A 19,675-nucleotide genomic window follows, 5' to 3' on the forward strand; every position below is an offset into this window, starting at 1 on the left:
CGCGTTCACAGTAAGTCTTCCAGTGAATGCATTTTTTGCGCCAATTATCAACCGCTCCTTTGAACATGGTCATATCAGCATTTAATTGAATATCTGGGTAGTGAATTATGATTCTATCTTTCAAAAGCCCAGACTCACGGACATGCTCTGGGGGAACGATGACTTTTTGAACTGTTGATGTCGTTCCAGCAATTAAGCTATCAAATCTTTGAGGAGTTGCAGTCACCCCTATAACTAAAGGCATAACGCAAAGACCATCATCCTCACTACCCTTAATGAATTTTTGCATGATAGATTGCGCCTTATTTTCTGCTTGCATAGAGGTATAAGTTCCCCTATGTGCTTCATCTATTACCACATAAAACTTTTTTGGAATTCGTTTGGCAGTATTAGTAAGGGTCTCCCATATGGAATACTGCCGGTTATCAGATGTACCTGTCAGCAGTTTATCTGAGCCAAGTTTTTGAGTGTTCAAAAAGTAAATGCAGCCACCCTCAAAATATTCTGCATTGAAGGTTGAGTCTATTGTCACTAAATCACGGACACGGATTTTATCGGATTTACTTTCGATTTTCAACCTTGTTTGCTCGTTAAGCTCAGGTGAATCCGAAAGCCAAATGAAAACAGAATCTGGTTCTCCAATGTTGTCCGCATTTCCATATAAAATATCTTCAAAAAGAGTTGTCATAATTATCGTTTTACCTGAACCCGTAGGCGCAGAAAAGGAAATTATCTGCGGGTCGCGTTCACTCCACATTAAATGCGCCTTGTTGATTTTATCATGTAACTCAGAAAGTGCCGTCTCCTGAAAAGGAAATAATATATCTCTCATTTATGAATCCCTCCTGCTTCCTAACACAAAGTTATCAATATAATCTCGATATAATTGATATGTGTTATTAACTTTTACTCCGGCAGTCATTTCTCGAAATGCTTCCTCGGAGTTAGTTACAAAATAGACCGTTTCGATACCGCTTTCTTCAGAAAGTTTTTTGACAAATTCTGAGAACCGTGTTTCATCAACTAAAATAGCAAAGCTATTTTGTGGAAGGATCAACATTTCTGGCTCTTCATTGTAATTTACTTCTGGTCGCTTTCCAACAGCTCCAGATTTGAGCCAAAGTAATGGTAGTATTTCATGGAATTGTTGGCCCAATGAAACAAGATTTTTATCTAGGAATTCTAACTTGAAGTATTCAGCATTTGCAGGAAAACCATCGCTCATTGGACGCTTAACTTGTGATGTTACAATAATGGGGCCTAGCAATTCTGAAACACGTGTCTTAATTGACTTAAATGCAGCTGTCGATTTTGAGACTATATAAAAGTCTGTAATTTGATCCTGTTCTTCAATGGCAGATAACCACTCATCAACTGCACTTACATCAAAAAGAATTGATGCAGTATGTTTATTCGAAACAATGAATTTACAATCTTTGGTTACTAGTGATTGTGGCAATTGTGACTTTCCTTCCTTATTTCGAAGTAAAGAAACAACTTGCTTTTTGGCAGTTACTGTTAACTCTGTAGGGTTATCTACAAAACTTAACTGATAGAATGAACGCTCAACTTCATCAGATACAGTCTGAGTTGTGAAGTACTCACCCGTTAAGATAGAGCCATCATCACGTCTTCCAAGGATACTATACTTTGTTCTAGGCCAAGTTATGGCCCGGCAAATTCCATGTTTTTCCCACTCAATATCACCAGGCTTAAAGCCATTTTTTTTGAGAGTTTTCGATTCATCATCTGAGACCTCGTTATTAGTTACTAAAATACAGCGGCGGTTTCCATTGTCCTCAGCATTAAGTAAATTTACTGCGTGTAATGTGGTACCGCTACCTGCAAAGAAGTCAACAATCAAGGCATCTTTCTTACCAGAAACTGCGAATGTCAGTGCTTCGCGGACCGCATAGAGTGATTTAGGGTATGAGAAGCCGCCACCAAGTATGGCCTTGATCATATCAGTACCGTGGGCTTCTGCATTACATAACGGATCAGTCCAGACAGTTTTAGGAGGTTCACTTTCTCTACGAAGGATTACTTCTATTCGGTCTCCTCGCCTTTCAATATACATCCTATCTCTAACAGATTCTACAGTATCTCGTCCATATCTCCATTTCTTTTCTATGCCGTTTTTATCAATTGGCCAGACATAAATGGTACCATCTTCGTTGTGTTCTACTTGTGATGTTGGATGTAAATCCTTATCAAGTAAATCACCGAAACCGATAATGTTATAATTCGAGTCTAAAATTACGGGATAGAAACATGTTGCGCCTTCATAACGGCCTGAAGTACTTCCCCAACGTCTTAGATTATAGACATCACCACCAGTATGCTGTTTACGGTAAATAGTACTATCAGCTGAATATGAAAATATCGCATATTCGTGAGTCACAGAGAATTTTTTGCCCTGAGTTCCACCGGGATTATGCTGAATGGTTATGCAAGTATGAGTTAAGTTTGGAAAAAGCTCATGAAGTAGAACCCATAGATGCGCATATTCATTATCATCAATGGTAGTAATCAAAACACCATCATCAGCAAGTATTCTTTTTGCGATCTTCAATCGTTTTTGCATCATTGAGAGCCACTTACTGTGTCGCCAGTTATCACTAGAATCAACATAGTCATTATTGTATTTCCAATCACGCGCACCTGTGTTGTATGGGGGGTCAATATAAATACAATCAACCTTCTTAGGATAGAGATATTCCAGTAACTGGAGGGCGTGGTAGTTGTCTGCTTCTATGAGCGTATGCCATAAGCTACTATCAGGTGCATTCTCCACTGAAGCGATCGACTGCAGCGTGGGGAATATTGGTTCGCCAAACTGCGCAACCGATACTAGATCTGCAAGTGCAATGTTCGTCGTATCACCAGTTGATTTGTTATAACATAGTGCATTATCACCGTCTAAATTCAATACGGTATATACATCATTAATGTGGCCAGTTTTTAACGCAACTGTTGAACCGCGTTTAATAGGAACATTGTAAAGAGGAGTGCATTCTGGGATATGCTCCTCAAATACAAGTCCAAATTTTTTATTTTTTGAAATGCGAGCAAATTCTTGTTCCAAGCGACTACGCAAAGAAGTGTCAGGAATTTGACGCAGTAAATCATTTATTGCAGCCATAGTTTTTTTCCTCCTATGTTTAATAATCATTAGATTCGTATTTACTCCACGAACGACCAAATAATTCATTTCCGTCAGATAAGCGCAAGACAGCCGTTTCTTCTAAAATTTTATGCGCCTTCTCAGTTGTAGAATCGGCCTTATCGAATGCGATAAAAACCTGGTGCCCACTAGATTGGTAACGTTCCAATATGTGCTCTAGATGGATATCTTCAATACGTTTTAGAATATTGGAATCATGTATTAGCGCAGGAACAGGACGTAATTCTAATATACTTAAGTCGTACACAATAAGACTCTTGAATGCAGTTCCCTCGCTTGTGTTTCCAGGCGTTTCAAAAAAGATTTCTTTTTGTGGAGAGATATACAAAAGGGGAGCAGTCTCCTGTTGATCAGTTACTACACCGTTAATTATATTCATGCGTAAATTTATGTCATCTTGTATTTCATCGAGTTTTTCAGTTTGTTGCTGAAACAGTTTTTCAAGGGTTTGTTCTGCTTCAGCTCGTGCTTCTTGAAGCTCTTTTTGGTGAATCAACTCTGCTGTTTCTTCCTCAAGTTTGTCGATAGTTTTAGACACATTAACACACTGAGAGAGGACCCTCTCGGACATCTCTTTTGCAATACCAGTCTCCTCAATTTTTCGATTAAGTCGCATTATTTCTTTATCATACTGATTGATTAGCGGTTGTAAGCGCTCGATTTCCTGATTCATTTCTTCACCAAGGATTTCTCTAATTTTTCTGTGGAAATGTTCAATCTCTTCAAATGCTTTAATATTAGCATTTGGGAAAAAACGTATTAAGGATTCAAACTCACTTGCAGTATCGGCTTTACTATCGGCAATATTGCTCTTTATAGCATTAAGCTGTGATTGCAGACGATTACGCTTGCGAACAAAACTATTCAACTCTTTTTGTACTGCTGTTACCCGTTCAAACGTCTGAGTGTCAAATCCAAACAATGCTAATTGAGCTTCTTCGCTATTTTTCATCAGCTTTTGAAGCCTTTTCCTCAATGACTCTATTGTTTTTTGATTACTTTCGATTTTCTCTATGTCCACCTTCTGGCGATGGCGAGATTTAAGTTGTGAAGATTTAATCCCGAGTTCTTCTTCCATGCTTTTTATAGAAGCAAGAATTTTGTAATGTCCGAATAGTTTTAATAGAAAATCTACAGCCTTTTCATCCTGCTCACGAGGTTTGACAAGTAGCGGATATTTTTCTAGTGTGTTTTCACGGCCATAGATACGGAAAAATCGTTCGGTTATTTCTGAAAATGTAAGGGCAGGAAGCCCAATATTATATTCTTGAAACAGAAATTTCCGATAATCTTCCAGTGATAATTTTGTAATGAAACGGCGTTCTTCATCGCTCCTATATACATTTTTTGGATCATCAGTACTTCTATAGAAATAGTATGGCTGTTCATCAAACTCGAAAGTGAAATAGATGATATGTGGGCCTATTTCCTTTTTTATATCATCAGTTAGGGAGTAGTAGCTTTCACCACCGAATACATAATCTATAATCCATAGAAATGTTGATTTTCCGATTGCATTGCTACCGCCTGCACTACCTAAAACCGTATTTAATCCTGGGTTGAATCGAATAACTCGATGATCTGGAGCAAATTTATCACATTGAATTTCCTTTAACATAGCGCAGTACCCTCCCTTCCTCAATTAATTCAATTTTACCTAATGCAAATAAGCAGTTTAAAGCGCTTAGAAAATCTGCGATGTCCTTTTTACGAAAAGCTGTTATTTCAAACAATTCTTTAGGGGACATGTCCTGCTGCGTCAATGCCTCTAAGATATCCGGAAAGAGTGCAATGACACTATTAGTATAGGGAATTACTTTATTTGGTAATCTCATCGAACACCTCACACCTTTGTACAAAGTAGGAGATTATAATCTCACATGCTCCTCTATATTTGCGACCTGTCTTTTCAAACAGTGTTTCAACAAGCAGATAGTAAATTTCGCTCTGGGATATATGTGATTCACTTGCATCTTCATACATCCGTCTAACGTTTTTAGCAAACTTATCAACGTTTAATCTGTTTTCACCTGCTAACCGATATAATGAATCGTTTACCCCCTCATATAACTGCCGGACATCAAAAAGCACCCGATCCTTCAATCGCTTTTCGGTGATTTTATTTTCAACCTTAACAGGTTCGATTTTTAGTTGTGTATCATCAGTAACATCCATTAAATTGACTTCTCGAAGTACTTGTTCAATTTGTCTTTCTATTGTATATCGTGAAGTTGCATCTCTTGCTATTATAAGATTTTCCAAGTCACGCTTGTCCGAAAGCAAAGCCAATTTTTCTTCTTCGGAGGCACTCTGAATTTCTCGCTCACATTCAACACATAGAACCACTTCGTCAGTTTCTGAAAGGCGAACGACTTTAGCGTAGTTAATGTCGTTACCTTCTTTTTTTATACCTAAGACTCTTCCACACTTTTGACATTTGCCACCCGTTTCTGCAAGCAATACGAGAGAGTGGGCATCAATTGCAATTTCGTAGGCAGTATCCTGAGACAAATTGCTATATGTCTTAATAAAGCTTATATCTAATTTTTGATCTTCAAAGGACTGTATGTACTCATCTGTTATTTCACTAACACTACTCTCACAATTTCGATTTTCGACGTAAAGCACTGTATATAGAAAGACTCCTGCGAGGAATTCCTCCAATACAAAGGCATTACGATTCATGATATCTTGCTTTGTCATGCCGTTTACTATTTCAACAATTGTATCAGGCTCGATGGAGTTATCGGATGTAATAATGTCTTTCAGAGCTAAAACAATTAAACTCCTCTTATTGCTATCCAACATCTGGAGAATACTTTGTTTAAAGTAATCTGAGATATCATGAGGATCGGCACCGGGAGCTGTATCAGTTACTATGGGGGATAGATTTTTTTTACCAAGTATTAAATCAGAAACTGTACCATCTTCACCACTAATATCATAAGTAGGCGCAATAGAAAGCAGCATGGTACCACACAATCGCTTTTGTGTAACTCTTTTAGCCATGCATCTCTTTAAAATTGTTGCAAAAGTACCAAAGCATAACTTTTTCATACATTGCGCCCCCTTAAATAATTTTATTTCTTTGGAGTATCATCATCGACGTAGTCAACAATATCGCCAATGTTAACATCAAGAGCTTTACAGATTCTTCCTAATACATCCATGCTTACCGGCAAATCTTTACCCATTTTTGCCAACGTTGTTGAAGTTAAATTTGTTTTTTCCATCAGATCTTTTTTCAACATCTTTTTATCAATTAAAAGTTTCCAAAGTTTATTATAACTAAATGCCATTTTTAACGCCCTCCAAACACTATTGGATGGTTTTATTGATATATATTTACTATTATAGCAATTTACTAAGCGTATTTCAATCAATAGTCTAATATTACTAAGTATTTCTTTACGAATGCTTAGTTTTTTATTATGAAAGACTTTGCGGAGTACCAGCGGAGTATCAGCAGAGTGCCAGCTGAGGATTTCAGACGCCCAAATTATTAAAATTTAAATAGATGGTAAGACAAGCTTACTTTAGCAGATAGAAAAACTTGACCGCTTACCAGCTAATAAAAAATATCGAATGCCTGATTTGCAATAAGGGCAAGGGATACATATTGTTACGTTTCAGTCCGTTAAGGATTGTTGTACGTTGCAATAGAAGTACCTTACCTTATTGCACTCATTTTCAGGATAAAAGGTCTGTGTACTTCTGGTACAGGCCTATTTTTGTATCCTTTGCCGCTAATGCAATCCGGCTGAAAGGATGCAAAATGAAAATTAGAATTCAGCGCGAAAACAAATCTATCTATCTGGAGGTACCAGACGAGGACTTCACCTTAATGATTGATGCAGATTACGAGGACAGGCTATCATTTGCCGAGGACAAAGAAACTGTGACTCGGCGTTCTCCACAGGAGATAATGGACGAACGTTTCAACAAGCCGGAATACAATAACTGGCACAAGTTTGACAGGCATAGGGGTATGCCAAAGAAACCCTTCCGCAAGGATGACCAAGAGGTTGATGAAACCGACCATATGGACTACATTCCTGACTACTTAGATGAAGTGGCTCGAGAGAAAAAAGAAGATTATGAGTATATCTGTGAAATTATTCGGAAGGCTCTCAAGGAAAAACAAGCAGAGCTACTGATTGCTATAGTCCTTGATGGGGTTTCGGTATCGGAGTATGCAAAGCGTGAGGGTGTTTCAGTCAGTGCCATTTCCCACCGTTTAGATACAGCTAAGAGGAATTTCAAAAAAATCTATCCCAAATCCTCAACTTTCCCCTCTTGCCATGGCTAATAGTTAGAGGGCAGCAAAACAACGCTCTCGGAAAGAGGTGAATACATGAAGCATAATTTGAAAATCAGTGTTTCAAAAAATCCACAGTCTGGCGGGATTGTTTCCTGTCGAAAGGTCACCATAAGGGAGCGTTTCCTTCGTTTTTTACTTGGTGATAAGCAGAAACTGACCATCCTTGTTCCGGGTGACACCGTACAGGAACTTGCCATCTGTGAGGTACAGGAAGGAGGATTAAGCCATGAGCAAAATCAAGTTACTTCTTGATGTGGTTTCGGACATGCGTTCTTTGGCAGATAGCCTGCAGGCGGTTGCAGAAGTATTGATGGGCAATGAACCAGTCGAAACGATAGAGCCGGCTACAACTGTAAAAGAGTCCGAGCAAAAGAAAAAAGAAATTACATTAGAGGAAATCAGAGGGAAGCTTGCTGAAAAGAGTCAAGCCGGTCTTACTGCCCAAGTGAGAGAAATCATCAAAAAATACGGTGGTTCTAAATTAAGCGAAGTTGACCCGAAACATTATGCAGATATCTTAAAAGATGCGGAGGTACTTGGAAATGAGTGATCATGCAGTTCTCTCCGCATCTGGGTCCCATAGGTGGCTAAATTGCCTTCCGTCTGCAAGATTGGAACTGGAGTTTGCAGATAACGAATCCGGTGCTGCAGCAGAAGGCACAGCCGCCCATGCTCTATGTGAGCATAAACTTAAAAAAGCACTTCGATTGAGAAGTAAGCGTCCTATCTCCGATTATCACACCGATGAGATGGAAGAACACAGTGATGCTTATGTGGAATTTGTGATGGAGCAGCTTGAATTGGCAAAGCAGAGCTGTAAGGATCCCCTGTTACTTATTGAGCAACGTCTTGATTTTTCCTGCTATGTACCACAAGGCTTTGGGACTGGAGATTGCATCATTATTGCCGATAAGAAGCTTCATATTATCGATTTTAAGTATGGTATGGGTGTGTTGGTAGATGCGGTGGAGAATCCACAAATGAAATTGTATGCACTGGGTGCTTTGGAAATCTACGATAGTCTGTATGATATCGAGGAGGTTTCCATGACCATCTTCCAGCCACGCAGAGAGAATATCAGTACCTGGACCATCTCAGTAAAGGAATTAAAAGATTGGGCGGAAAATGATCTAAGGGCAAAGGCTAAAAAAGCATATAACGGCGAAGGTGAATACATTCCGGGCGAGTGGTGTACTTTTTGCAAAGCGGCTGTTAAATGCCGTGCAAGAGCAGAAGAAAAGCTGAAACTGGCACAATCTGAGTTTAAGCTGCCTCCCCTACTTACGGACTCTGAAATAGAAGAGGTTTTATCAAAATTATCTGACCTTACGAAGTGGGCAAATGAAATCATTGCATATGCCACCGATGCAGCTGTTAATCACGGTAAAGAGTGGCATGGTTTTAAGGTTGTTGAGGGCAGATCTGTCCGCAAATACAAGGATGAAGATGCTGTGGCTAAAGTAGCCAAGGCAAACGGCTATAAGGATATTTACCGTCAGAGTCTTATTACCCTTACGGAAATGGAGAAACTGATGGGCAAGACAAAATTTGAGGAGATTCTAGGAAGCCTCATATATAAGCCACCGGGCAAGCCGACTCTGGTTCCACTTTCGGATAAGCGTCCGGCTATGAACGTATCAAATGCAAAAAACGAATTTAATGAAATAACGGAGGTATATGAATATGAATAATAAAAATAGAACGAAGGTTATTACTGGTGTAAACACACGTCTCAGCTACTTCCACGGTTGGGAGCCGGTATCAATAAATGGCGGAGCGGAAAAGTACAGCGTATCGGTATTGATTCCTAAGACAGACAAGGAAACCATCAATGCAATTAATGCAGCAATTGATGCAGCTATTGAAGAGGGCATTGCAAAGTTTGGCGGTAAGAAACCGAATAAGGCTGCCATCAAGCTGCCTCTTAGAGATGGAGATGTGGAACGAGACGATGAGGCATACAAAGGACATTATTTCATAAATGCCAATAGTACAACTCCGCCTCAGATTGTAGACAAAGCAGTAAAACCAATCCTTGATCGCAATGAGGTATACAGCGGTTGCTATGCGAGAGTGTCGCTAAATTTCTATGCTTTCAACTCTAACGGTAATAAGGGTGTAGCCTGCGGACTTGGAAATATCCAGAAGATTAGAGATGGAGAGCCTTTAGGCGGCAGAACCACTGCAGCTGACGATTTCACCACAATTGAAGATGATGAATTCTTAGCATAACAGCTAAAGTATGAATGCAGATGAGGTGGCGGAGCATATTCTTTTGCCACCTTGTTTGTATTAGGAAGGGTGGTAATATTATGAAATCTATCTCGGTAGATATAGAGACTTTTAGCAGTATCAACCTTCAAAAGTCTGGTGTTTACCGTTATATTGAGGCTGATGATTTTGAAATATTGTTATTTGGCTATTCGGTGGATGGCGGTGAAGTGCAGGTTGTTGATATTGCTTGCGGAGAGAAAATACCTGATGAAATTATAAATGCCCTTACGGATGATTCCGTTACCAAGTGGGCCTTTAATGCTATGTTCGAAAGGGTGTGCCTATCAAAGTATCTTGGATTGCCTACAGGAGAATATCTTGACCCTGCATCCTGGAAATGCTCCATGATATGGTCGGCCTATATGGGCCTGCCTTTATCCCTTGAGGGCGCCGGTGCGGTTTTAGGATTAGAGAAACAAAAGCTAACAGAGGGCAAAGACCTCATCAAATATTTCTGTACCCCTTGCTCACCTACTAAATCAAACGGAGGTAGAGTTCGTAATCTGCCGGAACATGATATGGATAAATGGGAGCATTTTAAAGCATACAATCTCCGAGATGTGGAAATAGAGATGTTAATACAGCAGAGATTATCCAAGTTTCCCGTGCCGGAGAATGTCTGGGTGGAATATCATCTTGACCAGAAAATTAATGATAGAGGCATTGCAATTGATATGACCTTTGTAAAACAGGCTGTTGCAATGGATGAAAGTTCCCGTGAAAAGCTGACAGTTCTTATGCAGGACATAACCAATTTGGAGAATCCAAACTCTGTTAAGCAGATGAAATATTGGCTTGATGATAATGGGCTTAAAATAGACAACCTTGGTAAAAAAGCGGTTGCACAGATGTTAAAGACAGCACCTGAGCAAATAGGGGCTGCTTTGGAGCTCCGCCAGCAGCTTGCCAAATCATCGGTGAAGAAATATACGGCAATGGAGAATGCGGTATGCCATGACGGACGTGCCAGAGGGATGTTTCAGTTCTATGGAGCTAACAGAACCGGCAGATTTTCAGGAAGGCTGATACAATTGCAAAATCTTCCTCAAAACCATATGCCGGATTTGGAACAGGCTCGCTCTTTAGTTCGCAGTGGAAATTTTGATGCCCTAACCCTACTCTATGATTCTATACCAGAGGTGTTGTCGGAACTTATCCGTACTGCATTTATTCCTCGTGAAGGTATGAAGTTTATCGTTGCAGACTTTTCAGCGATAGAGGCTCGTGTCATTGCATGGCTTGCAGGCGAAAAATGGAGAATGGAAGTATTTCAAAAGGGCGGTGACATCTACTGTGCCAGTGCATTTCAGATGTTTAATGTGCCTGTTGAAAAACACGGTGTGAATGGGCATCTCCGTCAAAAAGGGAAAATTTCAGAACTCGCCCTTGGCTACGGCGGATCTGTTGGCGCATTAAAGGCTATGGGTGCTTTAGAGATGGGGCTTACTGAGGAAGAATTACAACCCTTAGTAAATGCATGGAGACAGGCTAATCCCAATATTACAAAACTATGGTGGGATGTTGACCGCGCTGCAAAGACCTGCGTAAAACAGAAAACAACCACAGAAACTCACGGCATTAAATTCATGTATGAAAGTGGAATACTCTTCATAATCCTTCCTTCCGGCAGGCGGCTTTCCTATGTAAAGCCTCGCATTGGACAGAATGTGTTCGGTGGTGAGTCGGTTACTTATGAAGGTGTCGGTGGAACAAAAAAATGGGAAAGAATCGAAAGCTATGGGCCCAAATTTGTAGAGAATATTGTGCAGGCAATTAGCCGTGATATTTTGTGCCATGCCATGCAGTCATTAAAGAATTGTTCCATTGTAGCTCATGTCCACGATGAAATTATCATCGAAGGGGATATGGGAATGCCACTTTCTACTGTCTGTGAACAAATGAGCAAAACACCAACCTGGGCAAAAGGCTTGCTCCTAAGCACCGATGGCTATGAGTGTCAGTTTTATAAAAAAGATTAAAAATAAAATTTCAAAATCCTCAACTTCCATTACCTCCTGTGGCTAGTAGGTAGAGGAGTTTTCCCTCTAACTATATTTACAGGAGGTAATTCGTATGGACGAATTAGTAAGAATCAACTATCAGAATCATAGACCAACCGTACTTGGTCGTGATTTACATGCAGCTTTGGAAGTCAAGACAGCATATAAGGACTGGTTTCCAAGAATGTGTGAGTACGGATTTGAGGAAGGGGTCGACTTTAGCTCATTTTTGAGCGAAAGTACGGGAGGCAGACCAAGCGTAGATCATCAGCTTACCATTGAAATGGCAAAAGAGTTATGCATGATACAGCGCACTCCAAAAGGAAAGCAGTGCCGAGGGTATTTCCTTGAAATTGAGAGGAAGTGGAATTCACCAGAGGCAATCATGGCCAGGGCACTGCAGTATGCCAATCAGCAGCTTGCCCAAATAAGACATCAAAATAAACTGCTTGAGGGAACGATTGCTGTTCAGAATCAGCAGATTGCTGAAATGAAACCGAAAGTGTCCTATTATGATGTGGTTCTAAATTGTAAAGACCTCATTTCTACATCGGCGATTGCCAAGGACTATGGCAAGTCTGCTATTTGGATGAACCGTTACCTACATAAAAAGGGCATCCAGTTCAAGCAAGGTGACATATGGCTTTTATATCAGAAGTATGCGGAAAAGGGCTATACCAGTACCAAAACCCATAGCTATCTTGGTAGTAACGGGGAACAACATACAAAGGTTCATACCTACTGGACACAAAAGGGGAGACTTTTCATTTACGAACTGATGAAGGCAGATGGCATTTTACCACAGATAGAAATGGAGGGTGTGTAATGAGCATCAACAAATTCAATCCTGAAGGATATCACGACCCAACTCCCCATGAAGCACTGACCAACATTATAAAAAAGGAGAAGGCAGAGAAAAAATCTGACTTCAAACCCCTTGTGTATATTTGCTCTCCCTATTCTGGTGATGTAGAAGGAAACGTTAAAAAAGCCCGTAGCTTTTGCAGGTTTGCCTTGGAGCAAAACTGTATTCCTCTTGCTCCCCATCTTATGTTTCCACAGTTTATGGATGATAAAAATCCAAAGGAACGGGAACTTGCCATATTTATGGATATTGTGCTCATGGGAAAATGCTCTGAAGTGTGGGTGCTGGGGAATACCATTTCAAGGGGTATGGCAAGGGAGATTGAAGTAGCCAAAAAACGCAGACAGAAGATAAGGTATTTTAGTCCTGCGTACGAGGAGGTTGAAAGCCTATGAAAATCGCTGTGGGCAACAGCAGGATGGATAAAAAGTGGAAGAACATTGATATCTCATGGGAGGATTTTTCCGCCCGCATAAAGACGACACAACGCACCACCGAAACGGTAGAAGAATATCGGAAACTTAAAAAAGGTCAACAAGATGATATCAAAGATGTGGGTGGCTTTGTCGGAGGGCATTTAAAAGAAGGAAGACGAAAGAAGGGCAATGTTTTATGCCGCTCCATGCTTACCCTTGATATGGATTACGGTAGACCAGATATCTGGGAACAAATCAGCATGCTTTTTGATTTCAAATGCTGTGTTTATTCCACCCATAAGCACACCCCGGAAAATCCAAGACTCAGGCTCATCATTCCTCTTGCTCGTGAAATAAGCGAAGAAGAATACGCAGCCGTTGGACGCATGGTGGCAAAAGAAATCGGTATTGACCTTTTCGATGATACAACATATGAAGCACATCGGCTTATGTACTGGCCATCCACTTCCTCTAACGGCGAATTTGTCTATAAGGAGCAGGAGGGTACATTACTTGATCCGGATGTATATCTTTCTAAATATAAAGACTGGCATGATACATCAACTTGGCCTGTATCAAGCAGGCAGTCCGAAGTTATAAATCGCAATCTTAAAGAACAAGCAGATCCGCTTTTAAAGGAAGGTGTGGTAGGAACATTTTGTCGTGCCTATCCCGTACGTGAAGCAATTGAGAAATTCCTAGGTGCAGTTTATGCCCCTTCTGCTATGGAAGGACGGTACGATTATATTCCGGCTGACAGTAGTGCCGGTGTGATTATCTATGACGATAAATTCGCATACAGCCACCATGCCACAGACCCAGCAAGCGGTCTGCTCCTTAATGCCTTTGACCTTGTTCGTATTCATAAATTCGGTTCTTTAGATGATAAGGTTTCCACTGATACGGCTCCCGGTAAAATGCCGTCTTTTATAGCAATGTGCGAGTTTGCCATAAAGGATGAAAGAGTCAAAGCTGAGTTTGCCAGGGAAAGACAAGAAAAGGCTCTTGAGGAGTTTAGCGATGAGGATTGGCAGACAGTTTTGGAACTGGATAAGCAAGGTCGAATAAAAGACACATTGGAGAACATCGTCCTTATTATTAGGCATGATAAGGAGCTAAAGCATATAGCTTTTAACTGTCACCGTGATGGTATTGATGCCAAAGGGGGCTTGCCTTGGGAGCAGATTAAGGCAGGCTGGAATGACTCAGACAACGCACAGCTTAAGGTGTACCTAAACAGCAAATACGGAGTATATTCTCCCACCAAGACCAAAGATGCAGTGTTAGCGGTAGCGACAGAACGAGCCTATCACCCCATTAAAGAATATCTGAACTCTCTGCCAGAATGGGATGGCATTAGCCGTGTAGAAAACCTGCTCATTGACTATTTTGGTGCAACGGATAATTCTTATACAAAAGCAGTCATTCGCAAAACAATGGTTGCGGCGGTGGCCCGTATATTTAAACCCGGTATAAAATTTGACAGCGTTCTTATTTTAAATGGTCCCCAAGGCATCGGCAAGTCAACCTACTTTGCCAAACTTGCCGGAGATTGGTTTTCAGACAGCTTAACCATTACGGATATGAAGGATAAATCCGGTGCTGAAAAACTTCAAGGGTATTGGATGCTGGAACTTGGAGAGCTTGCAGGAATGCGCAAGACCGATGTGGAGGTTGTGAAGTCCTTTATTTCAAGATCGGATGACAAGTACCGCGCAAGCTATGGTGTCAATGTAGAAAGCCATCCCCGTCAATGTGTAATTGTAGGTTCTACCAATGCAGAGAGCGGCTTTCTACGTGATATTACAGGCAACCGAAGATTCTGGCCGGTTCGTATCAGCGGAAACAGCAAAAAGAAAGCCTGGCAGATGACCAAAGAGGAAGTGCAGCAGATTTGGGCAGAGACGCTTGTTCTATATGAGAAAGGTGAAAAACTCTACCTTGAAGGTGACGAAGCAATCTTGGCAACCAGTGAACAGGCTGATGCGATGGAAACCGATGAACGAGAAGGGCTGGTTCGCACCTATCTTGACATCCTTTTGCCGGAAGACTGGGACACCATGTCTTTGTACGAGCGTAGAAATTTCCTCACCGGCAGCGAATTTGGAGGTGTCACCCGTGTTGGAACTTTAAAAAGAACCCTTGTCTGCAACATGGAGATTTGGTGTGAGTGTTTTGGGAAAGACCCATCATCCATGAAAGCATCTGACTCCTATGCTATCGGTGCTATTATGAGAAAGATCGGTGAGTGGAACAAGTACACCGGGAACAAGAATGGAACAAGCAACTTTCCCATCTATGGAAAGCAGCGAGCTTATTGCCGAGTTGAGGAACAAGGATAAGTTGTACTATACTTTGTTCCAAAATCGGTTCTTACATGCAAGTCAGTAAATAAAGGAAAAATCAACGGTTCGGAACAGGTGGAACAAGAAGTATGCTGTTTAGTTATAAATAGTAAAAAAGAAGAAATTGTAGCCTGTGTGTACGCGTATACACGCGCGTATAGGAAAAATAGGTCATAGTTGTTTTCCTGTTCCGAGCTTTTATATAGGAGGAATTTATGCTTGAAAAATATATCGAAAAGAAATTGGTAGAGTCAGTAAAAAAGATGGGAGGCATTGCGGCAAAGCTTACAAGTCCTGGTTTAGATGGGATGCCAGACCGCCTGGTGCTTTTGCCCCATGGGAAGATGGGCTTTGTGGAATTAAAGGCTCCCGGCAAGAAACCTCGTCCGCTGCAGGTTAGAAGAATAAAGCAATTGCAGATGTTAGGCTTTGCCTGCTATGTAATTGACAGTGTTGAGCAGATCGGAGGGATACTCGATGAAATACAATCCTCATAAATATCAGACCTATGCCACCAAATTCATCTTAGAGCATCCCATAGCTGCAGTATTTTTAGAGATGGGTCTTGGCAAGAGTGTGATTACACTAAGTGCTATATTCGATTTGTGTCTTGACAGTTTTGAAATTGGAAAGGTGTTGGTCATTGCACCCTTGAGGGTGGCAAGGGATACTTGGCCTGCTGAGATAAATAAGTGGGAGCATCTAAAGGGGCTAGAGTTTTCAGTGGCAATTGGTACAGAGGAGGAGCGGTTGTCAGCACTAAAGAAACCTACAAGCATCTATCTTATAAATAGAGAAAATGTAGAATGGCTGGTAAGTAAAAGCAATATCCCTTTTGATTTTGACATGGTCGTAATAGATGAGCTTTCATCCTTTAAGTCTTATGGTGCAAAGAGGTTTAAAAGCTTGTTAAAAGTAAGACCCAAAGTAAAACGTATCGTAGGACTTACTGGAACTCCAAGCGGTAACGGTTTAATGGATTTGTGGGCGGAGTTTCGCATCCTTGACATGGGTAAAAGACTCGGTAGGTATATAACTCACTACCGCAATTCCTTCTTTACCCCGGATAAACGTAATCAGCAGATGGTGTTTTCATATAAGCCATTACCCGGAGCAGAGGATGCCATATATCGGCTTATTTCTGATATTATGATTTCTATGAAGACGGTGGATTTTCTAAAAATGCCGGAATGTGTAATCAATGAAGTACCTGTATGTCTAAGTGAAAAAGAGCAATTGGCATATGACAGTTTTCGTAAAGAGATGGTTCTCCAACTTGGTGATGGGGAGATTGATGCCATGAACGCAGCAGTCTTATCAGGCAAACTCCTGCAGATGGCAAATGGCGCTATTTACGATGAAGATAAAAATGTCCATTTTATCCATGACCGCAAGTTGGATGCCCTTGAGGACTTAATTGAAGGTGCAAACGGCAAGCCTGTCCTTATTGCCTACTGGTATAATCATGATTTAGAGCGTATCAAGGAAAAATTCAATGTTCGAGAAATCAAAACTTCCAAGGATATCAAGGATTGGAACAACGGGGATATTCCTGTGGCGGTTATCCATCCTGCATCAGCGGGACATGGGCTGAACTTACAAAGTGGTGGTTCAACGCTTATCTGGTTTGGACTTACATGGAGCCTGGAACTGTATCAGCAAACCAATGCCCGTCTTTGGAGACAAGGGCAAAAGAATACAGTAGTTATTCATCATCTGATTGCCAAAGGAACTATTGACGAGCGTGTGATGCAAGCGTTGAAGGATAAAGATAACACCCAGTCCGCATTGATAGAAGCGGTCAAAGCAACACTTAAGGAGGATTGATAGGATGATGAATGCAAAAGAATATCTATCTCAAGCCTATCGCTTAGACCAACGAATAAATAGCAAGCTAAAACAAGTAACGAACCTAAGAGATCTTGCCGCTAGAACAACTGCTACCATTCATCCAGAAAGAGTCAGCGGAATAAAGCAAAGAAGTCCCATGGAAAATGCGATTGTAAAGATTATCGATTTGGAACATGAAATCAACAATGATATCGATAGGCTAGTGGATATGAAACGAGAAATCAGTGCTGTTATTTCAACACTGAAAACTCCTACTCACAGAATTATTCTTGAGCTTAGATATTTAGAGGGGAAAAACTGGGAGGAGATTGCACATGCAATGGACTATGATCTTAGATGGGTTTATCGCTTGCATGGAAGGGCACTTAAAGAAGTCGAGGCAAGGATATCAAACAAGCCATTAAAAGACACATACTAAGTGTGCTATGATGTAAAGTGAGAAGAGTATCTGATTAGTGCCTTATACTAAAGGCCTTGCAGATGCTCTTTTGTTTTTAAGGAGAGTGATTGACGTGCCAAGGAAACCAAAGAAGCCCTGCGGCCATCCTGGGTGTCCTGCTCTTACTGATAATAGATATTGTGATGAACACAGCAAAATTTATGAAAATAAAAGAGGCAGTGCTGCCGAGAGAGGTTATGACAGCAGGTGGAGGAAAGCAAGAACTAGGTTCTTAAAGATTCACCCGTTTTGTGTTAGTTGTAAAGCTGAAGGCAAGATTGCTAAGGCAACAGTTGTGGACCACATCGTTCCCCACAGAGGTGATGAGCTTCTCTTTTGGGATGAAAACAACTGGCAGCCTCTTTGTAAGAGGTGTCATGATAGGAAGACAAGGACTAGGGATCAACACCAAGAGTACACATATTAGCAAGTAAGATCAGGGGGTAGGGGGTATCAAATCTCTACACCCATTGACTTCCTGGACCGCCGCCCCCCAACGCGCGTAAAATCGCAGAATTACAGGGCGGGGGTTAATGGAGGCTTAAGGCAACCTGAAGTATTGAAATGGCCGAAAATAAGTAAAATCAAACACCTACAAAAACTTGTTGAAAACACAAGGTTTTAAGGTGTTTTTTTATTATCTAAATTTGGAGGTGAAACCGTGAAAAGAACGGAAGAGATGAAAATTATCGAAATAGACAAGCTCATCCCCTATCAAAATAATGCAAGAACCCATAGCAAGGAGCAACTTCTAAAATTAAGGAGTAGCCTTAGGGAGTTTGGGTTTGTCAATCCAGTGCTGATAGACAAGGAATTCAATATCATCGCCGGCCATGGCAGGGTCGCTGCAGCAAAAGCAGAGGGAATAACAGAAGTACCCTGCGTTATGGTGGAGCATCTAACGGAAGCACAGAAAAAGGCATATATTCTAGCTGATAATAGACTCGCTTTGGATGCGGGCTGGGACAAGGAGCTACTGGCTATAGAATTTGAATCCTTAAAGGGTTTAAACTTTGATTTGAACCTTACAGGTTTTGAAGCAGCTGAAATTGATGAGCTCTTTTCAAATATACACCATAAGGATGTAGCTGATGACGATTTTGATGTAGATGCTGCTTTAGCAGAAGAACCTATATCAAAGCCAGGCGATATATGGCTCCTCGGAAGACACAGGCTGATTTGTGGTGACAGTACTTTAGCTGAAACCTATGAAAAACTCATGGATGGAAAGAAAGCAAATCTCTGTGTGACTGATCCGCCTTACAACGTAAACTACACAGCAGGCAAAGAAAACGAGCGGGTTATTAAGAACGACAACATGGATGACCAGAATTTTTATGAATTCCTTTTAGCAGCTTTCAAGAACATTTATCAGCAGCTTGATGATGGCGGAGCCATTTACGTCTTTCATGCCGATACGGAAGGACTTAACTTTAGAAAAGCATTCAAAGATGCAGGATTTAAACTCTCAGGCGTATGCCAGTGGGTAAAGCAGTCGCTGGTGCTTGGCAGGTCCGATTACCAGTGGCAGCACGAGCCGGTGCTTTACGGTTGGAAACCCACAGGCAAGCACAGATGGTATGGTGATAGAAAACAGACCACGGTTTGGAATTTTGACAGACCTAAAAAGTCTGAACTCCATCCAACCATGAAGCCGGTTCCGCTCATAGCATATCCAATACAAAACAGCTCAATGTCAAACTGCATTGTGCTTGAGCCTTTTGGCGGCAGTGGTTCTACTTTAATTACCAGCGAGCAAACAGGCAGAATCTGCTATGCTATCGAGCTTGATGAGAAATATGTGGATGTTATTGTGAAAAGGTACATTGAGTATGTGGGTTCAGATGACCAGGTTTTCCTTATTAGAAACGGCGATAAAATTCCACACAAAGAAGTAGAAAGGACTTAGTGGTCTCTTTTTATATGGGGAAAATGTTGTTTTAAACCATTATTAACTTGATAATTCCTGTGGTTAGAGTG

General features: G+C 41.0%; 20 protein-coding genes (1 of these 20 cut by a window edge). 14 read left to right on the forward strand and 6 right to left on the reverse strand.

All coding sequences use genetic code 11. The features are described from left to right. The 6 genes in view from FHY60_RS05200 to FHY60_RS05225 are tightly spaced (at most 23 nt apart) and all read right to left on the reverse strand, a layout consistent with a single transcriptional unit that may run on beyond the window. On the reverse strand, positions 1-832 hold the start of the coding sequence (locus FHY60_RS05200) for a DEAD/DEAH box helicase (RefSeq protein WP_139903980.1). Its footprint begins 1,676 nt before the window's first position; the window shows 832 of its 2,508 coding nt (coding positions 1-832); it begins with the start codon at positions 830-832; its stop codon lies off the left edge, out of view. Then, on the reverse strand, positions 833-3,142 hold the full coding sequence (locus FHY60_RS05205) for a site-specific DNA-methyltransferase (protein WP_180375476.1): 2,310 nt from the start codon (positions 3,140-3,142) through the stop codon (positions 833-835). A 19-nt stretch (positions 3,143-3,161) separates the two neighbouring features. Then, positions 3,162-4,802, reverse strand: a complete 1,641-nt coding sequence (locus FHY60_RS05210) for a DUF2326 domain-containing protein (protein ID WP_139903981.1) — start codon at positions 4,800-4,802, stop codon at positions 3,162-3,164. Then, the gene (locus FHY60_RS05215) at positions 4,780-5,019 is read right to left on the reverse strand and encodes an ABC-three component system middle component 7 (protein WP_085333719.1); all 240 of its coding nucleotides are present in this window, start codon (positions 5,017-5,019) and stop codon (positions 4,780-4,782) included. The genes FHY60_RS05210 and FHY60_RS05215 overlap by 23 nt, the downstream gene beginning before the upstream one ends. After that, positions 5,003-6,241: an ABC-three component system protein gene (locus tag FHY60_RS05220; RefSeq protein ID WP_139903982.1), complete on the reverse strand. Its 1,239-nt coding sequence runs from the start codon at positions 6,239-6,241 to the stop codon at positions 5,003-5,005. The genes FHY60_RS05215 and FHY60_RS05220 overlap by 17 nt, the downstream gene beginning before the upstream one ends. 23 nt (positions 6,242-6,264) lie before the next feature. After that, positions 6,265-6,483 carry a helix-turn-helix domain-containing protein gene (locus FHY60_RS05225; protein ID WP_085333717.1) on the reverse strand — a complete coding sequence of 73 codons (219 nt, stop codon included), beginning with the start codon at positions 6,481-6,483 and terminating at the stop codon, positions 6,265-6,267. A gap of 320 nt (positions 6,484-6,803) precedes the next feature. On the opposite strand from FHY60_RS05225, the gene FHY60_RS05230 reads away from it, so the two are divergent. The 14 genes from FHY60_RS05230 (at position 6,804) to FHY60_RS05295 (ending at position 19,604) form a co-directional block, all read left to right on the forward strand. Further along, positions 6,804-7,493: a sigma-70 RNA polymerase sigma factor region 4 domain-containing protein gene (locus tag FHY60_RS05230; RefSeq protein ID WP_243122232.1), complete on the forward strand. Its 690-nt coding sequence runs from the start codon at positions 6,804-6,806 to the stop codon at positions 7,491-7,493. A 45-nt stretch (positions 7,494-7,538) separates the two neighbouring features. Next, positions 7,539-7,757, forward strand: a complete 219-nt coding sequence (locus FHY60_RS05235) for a hypothetical protein (RefSeq protein WP_139903983.1) — start codon at positions 7,539-7,541, stop codon at positions 7,755-7,757. Next, positions 7,732-8,055, forward strand: a complete 324-nt coding sequence (locus tag FHY60_RS05240; RefSeq protein WP_139903984.1) for an rRNA biogenesis protein rrp5 — start codon at positions 7,732-7,734, stop codon at positions 8,053-8,055. Before FHY60_RS05235 ends, FHY60_RS05240 begins: the two co-directional genes overlap by 26 nt. Then, positions 8,048-9,196 carry a DUF2800 domain-containing protein gene (locus FHY60_RS05245; protein WP_139903985.1) on the forward strand — a complete coding sequence of 383 codons (1,149 nt, stop codon included), beginning with the start codon at positions 8,048-8,050 and terminating at the stop codon, positions 9,194-9,196. Before FHY60_RS05240 ends, FHY60_RS05245 begins: the two co-directional genes overlap by 8 nt. Next, positions 9,189-9,737 (forward strand): DUF2815 family protein, encoded by a 549-nt coding sequence (locus tag FHY60_RS05250; protein WP_139903986.1) that lies wholly within the window; start codon positions 9,189-9,191, stop codon positions 9,735-9,737. The genes FHY60_RS05245 and FHY60_RS05250 overlap by 8 nt, the downstream gene beginning before the upstream one ends. 80 nt (positions 9,738-9,817) lie before the next feature. Further along, positions 9,818-11,758, forward strand: a complete 1,941-nt coding sequence (locus FHY60_RS05255) for a DNA polymerase (protein ID WP_139903987.1) — start codon at positions 9,818-9,820, stop codon at positions 11,756-11,758. A 94-nt stretch (positions 11,759-11,852) separates the two neighbouring features. Continuing rightward, on the forward strand, positions 11,853-12,605 hold the full coding sequence (locus FHY60_RS05260) for a phage antirepressor KilAC domain-containing protein (RefSeq protein WP_139903988.1): 753 nt from the start codon (positions 11,853-11,855) through the stop codon (positions 12,603-12,605). Further along, positions 12,605-13,039, forward strand: a complete 435-nt coding sequence (locus tag FHY60_RS05265; protein ID WP_139903989.1) for a DUF7768 domain-containing protein — start codon at positions 12,605-12,607, stop codon at positions 13,037-13,039. Before FHY60_RS05260 ends, FHY60_RS05265 begins: the two co-directional genes overlap by 1 nt. Further along, entirely contained in the window at positions 13,036-15,402 is a 2,367-nt protein-coding gene (locus FHY60_RS05270) for a virulence-associated E family protein (protein ID WP_139903990.1), read from the forward strand. Before FHY60_RS05265 ends, FHY60_RS05270 begins: the two co-directional genes overlap by 4 nt. Positions 15,403-15,620: 218 nt before the next feature. Next, on the forward strand, positions 15,621-15,902 hold the full coding sequence (locus FHY60_RS05275) for a VRR-NUC domain-containing protein (protein WP_139903991.1): 282 nt from the start codon (positions 15,621-15,623) through the stop codon (positions 15,900-15,902). Continuing rightward, complete coding sequence (locus FHY60_RS05280; RefSeq protein ID WP_139903992.1) at positions 15,883-17,232, forward strand: DEAD/DEAH box helicase; 1,350 nt, start codon at positions 15,883-15,885, stop codon at positions 17,230-17,232. The genes FHY60_RS05275 and FHY60_RS05280 overlap by 20 nt, the downstream gene beginning before the upstream one ends. Before the next feature lie 4 nt (positions 17,233-17,236). Beyond that, the gene (locus FHY60_RS05285) at positions 17,237-17,674 is read left to right on the forward strand and encodes a DUF1492 domain-containing protein (RefSeq protein WP_279230452.1); all 438 of its coding nucleotides are present in this window, start codon (positions 17,237-17,239) and stop codon (positions 17,672-17,674) included. A 94-nt stretch (positions 17,675-17,768) separates the two neighbouring features. Beyond that, the gene (locus FHY60_RS05290; RefSeq protein ID WP_139903993.1) at positions 17,769-18,122 is read left to right on the forward strand and encodes an HNH endonuclease; all 354 of its coding nucleotides are present in this window, start codon (positions 17,769-17,771) and stop codon (positions 18,120-18,122) included. Positions 18,123-18,356: 234 nt separating this feature from the next. Further along, positions 18,357-19,604: a site-specific DNA-methyltransferase gene (locus tag FHY60_RS05295; protein WP_139903994.1), complete on the forward strand. Its 1,248-nt coding sequence runs from the start codon at positions 18,357-18,359 to the stop codon at positions 19,602-19,604. The last annotated feature ends 71 nt before the right edge of the window (positions 19,605-19,675 follow it).

Source organism: Clostridium thermarum, from assembly GCF_006351925.1.
In the GTDB taxonomy this organism is placed as follows: domain Bacteria; phylum Bacillota; class Clostridia; order Clostridiales; family Clostridiaceae; genus Clostridium_AU; species Clostridium_AU thermarum.

Coding starts and splice junctions, on each gene's coding strand:
- FHY60_RS05265 (WP_139903989.1), top strand. CDS start 12,605: ATGAGCATCAACAAATTCAATCCTGAAGGATATCACGACCCAACTCCC.
- FHY60_RS05260 (WP_139903988.1), top strand. CDS start 11,853: ATGGACGAATTAGTAAGAATCAACTATCAGAATCATAGACCAACCGTA.
- FHY60_RS05255 (WP_139903987.1), top strand. CDS start 9,818: ATGAAATCTATCTCGGTAGATATAGAGACTTTTAGCAGTATCAACCTT.
- FHY60_RS05240 (WP_139903984.1), top strand. CDS start 7,732: ATGAGCAAAATCAAGTTACTTCTTGATGTGGTTTCGGACATGCGTTCT.
- FHY60_RS05285 (WP_279230452.1), top strand. CDS start 17,237: ATGATGAATGCAAAAGAATATCTATCTCAAGCCTATCGCTTAGACCAA.
- FHY60_RS05220 (WP_139903982.1), bottom strand. CDS start 6,241: ATGAAAAAGTTATGCTTTGGTACTTTTGCAACAATTTTAAAGAGATGC.
- FHY60_RS05215 (WP_085333719.1), bottom strand. CDS start 5,019: ATGAGATTACCAAATAAAGTAATTCCCTATACTAATAGTGTCATTGCA.
- FHY60_RS05250 (WP_139903986.1), top strand. CDS start 9,189: ATGAATAATAAAAATAGAACGAAGGTTATTACTGGTGTAAACACACGT.
- FHY60_RS05210 (WP_139903981.1), bottom strand. CDS start 4,802: ATGTTAAAGGAAATTCAATGTGATAAATTTGCTCCAGATCATCGAGTT.
- FHY60_RS05245 (WP_139903985.1), top strand. CDS start 8,048: ATGAGTGATCATGCAGTTCTCTCCGCATCTGGGTCCCATAGGTGGCTA.
- FHY60_RS05225 (WP_085333717.1), bottom strand. CDS start 6,483: ATGGCATTTAGTTATAATAAACTTTGGAAACTTTTAATTGATAAAAAG.
- FHY60_RS05235 (WP_139903983.1), top strand. CDS start 7,539: ATGAAGCATAATTTGAAAATCAGTGTTTCAAAAAATCCACAGTCTGGC.
- FHY60_RS05280 (WP_139903992.1), top strand. CDS start 15,883: ATGAAATACAATCCTCATAAATATCAGACCTATGCCACCAAATTCATC.
- FHY60_RS05205 (WP_180375476.1), bottom strand. CDS start 3,142: ATGGCTGCAATAAATGATTTACTGCGTCAAATTCCTGACACTTCTTTG.
- FHY60_RS05270 (WP_139903990.1), top strand. CDS start 13,036: ATGAAAATCGCTGTGGGCAACAGCAGGATGGATAAAAAGTGGAAGAAC.
- FHY60_RS05275 (WP_139903991.1), top strand. CDS start 15,621: ATGCTTGAAAAATATATCGAAAAGAAATTGGTAGAGTCAGTAAAAAAG.